The sequence below is a fragment of the Nocardia sp. NPDC058518 genome, from assembly GCF_042719655.1.
In the GTDB taxonomy this organism is placed as follows: Bacteria; Actinomycetota; Actinomycetes; order Mycobacteriales; family Mycobacteriaceae; genus Nocardia.
This window is the reverse complement of record NZ_JBHXNJ010000002.1, coordinates 85,624-89,210: the sequence shown is the minus strand read 5'-3', so window position 1 is coordinate 89,210 and position 3,587 is coordinate 85,624. Positions and strand designations below refer to the sequence as shown.

General features: G+C 68.3%; 4 protein-coding genes. All 4 read left to right on the top strand.

All coding sequences use genetic code 11. From position 1 onward, the window contains the following. The first annotated feature begins 209 nt into the window (after positions 1–209). The 4 genes from ACFWPX_RS05145 to ACFWPX_RS05130 all read left to right on the top strand — a co-directional run bounded on the left by ACFWPX_RS05145 (position 210) and on the right by ACFWPX_RS05130 (position 3,347). Positions 210–749 (top strand): hypothetical protein, encoded by a 540-nt coding sequence (locus tag ACFWPX_RS05145; protein WP_378919457.1) that lies wholly within the window; start codon positions 210–212, stop codon positions 747–749. Between the two features lie 109 nt (positions 750–858). Then, complete coding sequence (locus ACFWPX_RS05140; RefSeq protein ID WP_378926291.1) at positions 859–2,145, top strand: serine hydrolase domain-containing protein; 1,287 nt, start codon at positions 859–861, stop codon at positions 2,143–2,145. 108 nt (positions 2,146–2,253) lie between these two features. Further along, positions 2,254–2,985, top strand: coding sequence for a GntR family transcriptional regulator (locus tag ACFWPX_RS05135; RefSeq protein ID WP_378919460.1), 732 nt, complete (start codon positions 2,254–2,256; stop codon positions 2,983–2,985). Positions 2,986–3,071: 86 nt separating this feature from the next. Continuing rightward, on the top strand, positions 3,072–3,347 hold the full coding sequence (locus ACFWPX_RS05130) for a hypothetical protein (RefSeq protein WP_378926290.1): 276 nt from the start codon (positions 3,072–3,074) through the stop codon (positions 3,345–3,347). The last annotated feature ends 240 nt before the right edge of the window (positions 3,348–3,587 follow it).

Here is a 3,587-nt window from a genome sequence, read left to right as displayed (position 1 = left end):
GAGAGTCCTTGAGTCGCCGCTCTCTGTGGCGTGTTGTCGGAGTCTGGGGGGCGGGGGGCCGGGGCCTCGCGCGCCCGGCCCCCCCCCGCGTCTGAAGTTCGTCAGCGAAATCGCCCCCGCGACCTGACGTCACCCGGAAGTAGCCAGTACGGTCGATATGTTCGGCTCCGGCCCAACCGGTGCCTGCAATCTCGAGGCAGGAGAGAGAAATGCGAGTACTGGAACGGCTGGGACTCGGGACCGCGCTCGCGGCCACCGCGACCGGAGTGATCTTCATCGGCGCCTGCTCGAAGCAGGTACCGGGTACCGCCGAGGTCAATCAGGGCGAGCTCGCCTCGTATACCTCCGAGGTGGCGGCGTCGTCGGCGGCGGCATCGTCGTCGCGGGCGGCGAAGATCGAGGCGGCCAACGACACGGCGTGCGACGGCCTGCGGTCGGCCAACAAGACCTCGGTCACCTCGTTCAACGCCTACATCGCGGCCTCCAACGATCAGGCGCCCGACGCCGATGCCAAGGCCACGGACGCGGTCACCACCCTGCGCAACAGCGCCAAGGATCTCGACCGCAGGATCACCGCCGATGTGATCCCCGATCTGTCGGTGCCGCTGCGTGACTACATCGAGAAGACCAATACCCTCGCCGACACCCTGGAACGCAGGGCGCCCACCGACGAACTCAACGGTGTGATCGACATTTTCAACACGTCCAAAGACATCGCGATCGGGGTGTGCACGCCCTACGGCAGCTGATTCCCGCGTAACAAGAACGTGATCGTTCACGATTCCCCTCCGGACACACCACCTGGAGGGTTTCGTGCAGGGCTATCTGAAATACGTTGTAGCAGCGACGATTACCGCAGTGACCCTGATTTCGGGGGCAGGGCTCCCGAGCCCGGCGAAGGCCGACCCGGTCACCGCGAAGCAGTGTGAGGTCACCACCGGCCGCACACCGCAGTCCGCGACACCGGCCGAAGCCGCGCTCGACCCCGGCGTGGTGGCCACCGCCATGGCGCGGGCCACCGACATCACCCGGTTCAACATCCAGCTGTACCGCAACAACTGCCTGATCGCGACCGGCCCGCGCAACGCCGAATCCGGCGGGGTGGCGTGGAATCTGTGGAGCGGGACCAAGAGCGTCGTCGCGCTCGTCGCCGGGGCGGCCGTCGACGAGGGGCTGCTGCGGATCGACGAGCCGATCGGCCGCTATCTGCCGCCGGGTCTCGGCGACGCCGCGCACCGGGAGATCACCGTGCGCAATCTGCTCACCGAGTCCTCCGGCATGGAGGTCGCCGTCGCCGCCGAGGGCGCGACGGGGCTGGCGCAACTCGATCCCAATGTCGTCGCCCAAGCACTCGCGATGCCGATCGAACGCCCGCAGGGCACGATGTTCCGCTACAGCCAGCGCGCGGTCGACCTGCTGGTCTATGTGGTCCAGCAGGCGGTCGGCGAGGATTTCCAGGCCTTCGCCCAGCGAAAGTTGTTCGACCCGTTGGGCATTGCCCGCAGTGACTACTACTGGGCCCGCGACCGCGCCGGAAACACCTACGGCCACGCGCATTTGATCCTGCCGCCGGACGACTTCGCGAAACTCGGTCTGCTCGTGGGCAATCGGGGCCGCTGGAACACCCAGCAGGTGATCTCCGAGGACTACATGCGCGCGGCGGTATCACCGTCGCCGAGCATGCCCTGCTACGGCTTCCTGTTCGTGATCAACGGCGCACCGTGCCGCCTCGAGTTCCCCGGACTGCCCGACGACGCGGTGAAGATGTCGGGCATGCTGCGCAACGACAGCTTCATCGTGCCCAGCCTCGGCATGGTGCTGAACTGGACCGGCGTGGCCACGGTGGGCAGTTCGACCACCTACACCCACGACGTGATGCGCACACTCGTCTCCGCGTTCCGCGATCAGCAGATCCCCGACCCGGGACCGTATCGGGAGCGTCCCGATGTGAGCGTCACCGACCCGATGATCGCCCGGCCCGACGCTTTCTTCGGCACCCTCGGCGTCGGCCCGTACGCCTACCCCGGCTGCAACTTCCTCGACTGCCTCGGCGAGACTCCGAAGGCCCCGTTCGCGGATTCGCCACCGGGATGCGTCATCCTGGGATGCATCGGCACCGACCCACGCACGCCGGGCATCCGCTGAGCCGGGCACAGATCTCTGGGCTCCAGCGCGCCGGTCGCGTATTCTCGAATCAACCGGATAGGACCAGTAGGGACCGGTCGGCCTACCAGGAAAAAGGAGCCACTGGCGATGCCCGCACCGCTGCGCGACAGCGCAGTGCCCAAACACGAACAGCTACGCGCGATTCTGCTGCAGAAGTGCACGCGTGAGCTACAGCCGGGCGATCTGCTGACCAGCGAGCGCAATCTGATGCAGGATTACGGCGTCAGCCGGATCACCGTGCGCGAGGCAGTCGGTCAGCTGGTCAACGAAGGGTATCTGGTCCGGGTTCGCGGCAAGGGCACCTTCGTCGCGCACCGGCCCGTGCAATCGCGGCTGCACCTTGCCTCGTTCACCGAGGAGATGCGCGCGCTCGGCCACCACCCGACCACCCTGGTGCTCGTCGCCGAGGAAGCGATCGCGCCCGAGGCCACCGCCCGCGCACTGCGCCTGCCCCAGGGCGCGCAGGCCTACCATGTGCGCCGATTGCGGCTGGCCGACGAGGATCCGGTCAGCGTCGACGACGCCTGGTTCAACCCCGAACTGGTCCCCGGCCTGATCTCGCACGACCTCACCGGTTCGATCTACCGGACCACGGCCGATCGCTACGGCAGGCCGATCGAACGGGCCGTGCAGACCGTCGACGCGCAGGCCGCCGAGGCCGGTGTCGCGGCCCTGCTCGGCGTCAGGAAGGGCGCTCCCGTCCTGCATTTCGACCGGGTGTCGTTCAGCGCGGAGGTGCCGATCGAGCACACCCAGAGCTGGTACCGCGCCGACCGCTATCGCGTGCAGATGGAAGTGGGTCAGCGGCCGCAGTCCTAGCCGGACCACACCGATCCGGTGTGAAATCAACGTATTTCAGTTACCGTCTGAGTGCTATCACAGCGAAGCGCTCGGAGGTAACACCCATGTCCATCCGTCAATCCACCGCCGCCAGGGCGGGCCTGCTGGCCGTGCTCGCCGCGGGAACCCTGCTCGGTGCCGGCGGCACCGCCAACGCGGTCGGCGGCGCCGATTGGGACCTGTTCCCCTCCGGTTCCGTCGAGCTCGGCCCGCCCACCGGTAGTTCGATGGGCTCGGTCGACGTCGGCAGCGGCACCGGCTCGTTCGATGCCGACCTCGGCTCGAGCGCCCCGCGCCCGCCGTCGACGGGCTCGGCCGCGCTGCCGATCTTCGCCCGCTGATCACCCCGGAGCCGCCGTGGCCGACAGGTTCGGCCACCGCGGGGCCCCCCCGCCCCCCCGCGGCCGGTTCGTTCCACCCGGGCGTAAGTGCATCCTCCACGCCCCCCCGCGCGCGCGCGGCGGAGGTGGGGGGGGGCGCGGGGGCGGGCGCGGGGTGGGGGTGGTGGTACGGGTAGGGCTCGGGGATGGGCGGTTGAGATCGATAGAAAATTCACAAAAACGAACAAAGAGCACACAGTG

Bases quoted from the DNA above. Each gene is read 5' to 3' on its own strand.
- ACFWPX_RS05145 (WP_378919457.1), top strand. From the start codon at position 210: ATGCGAGTACTGGAACGGCTGGGACTCGGGACCGCGCTCGCGGCCACC.
- ACFWPX_RS05135 (WP_378919460.1), top strand. From the start codon at position 2,254: ATGCCCGCACCGCTGCGCGACAGCGCAGTGCCCAAACACGAACAGCTA.
- ACFWPX_RS05130 (WP_378926290.1), top strand. From the start codon at position 3,072: ATGTCCATCCGTCAATCCACCGCCGCCAGGGCGGGCCTGCTGGCCGTG.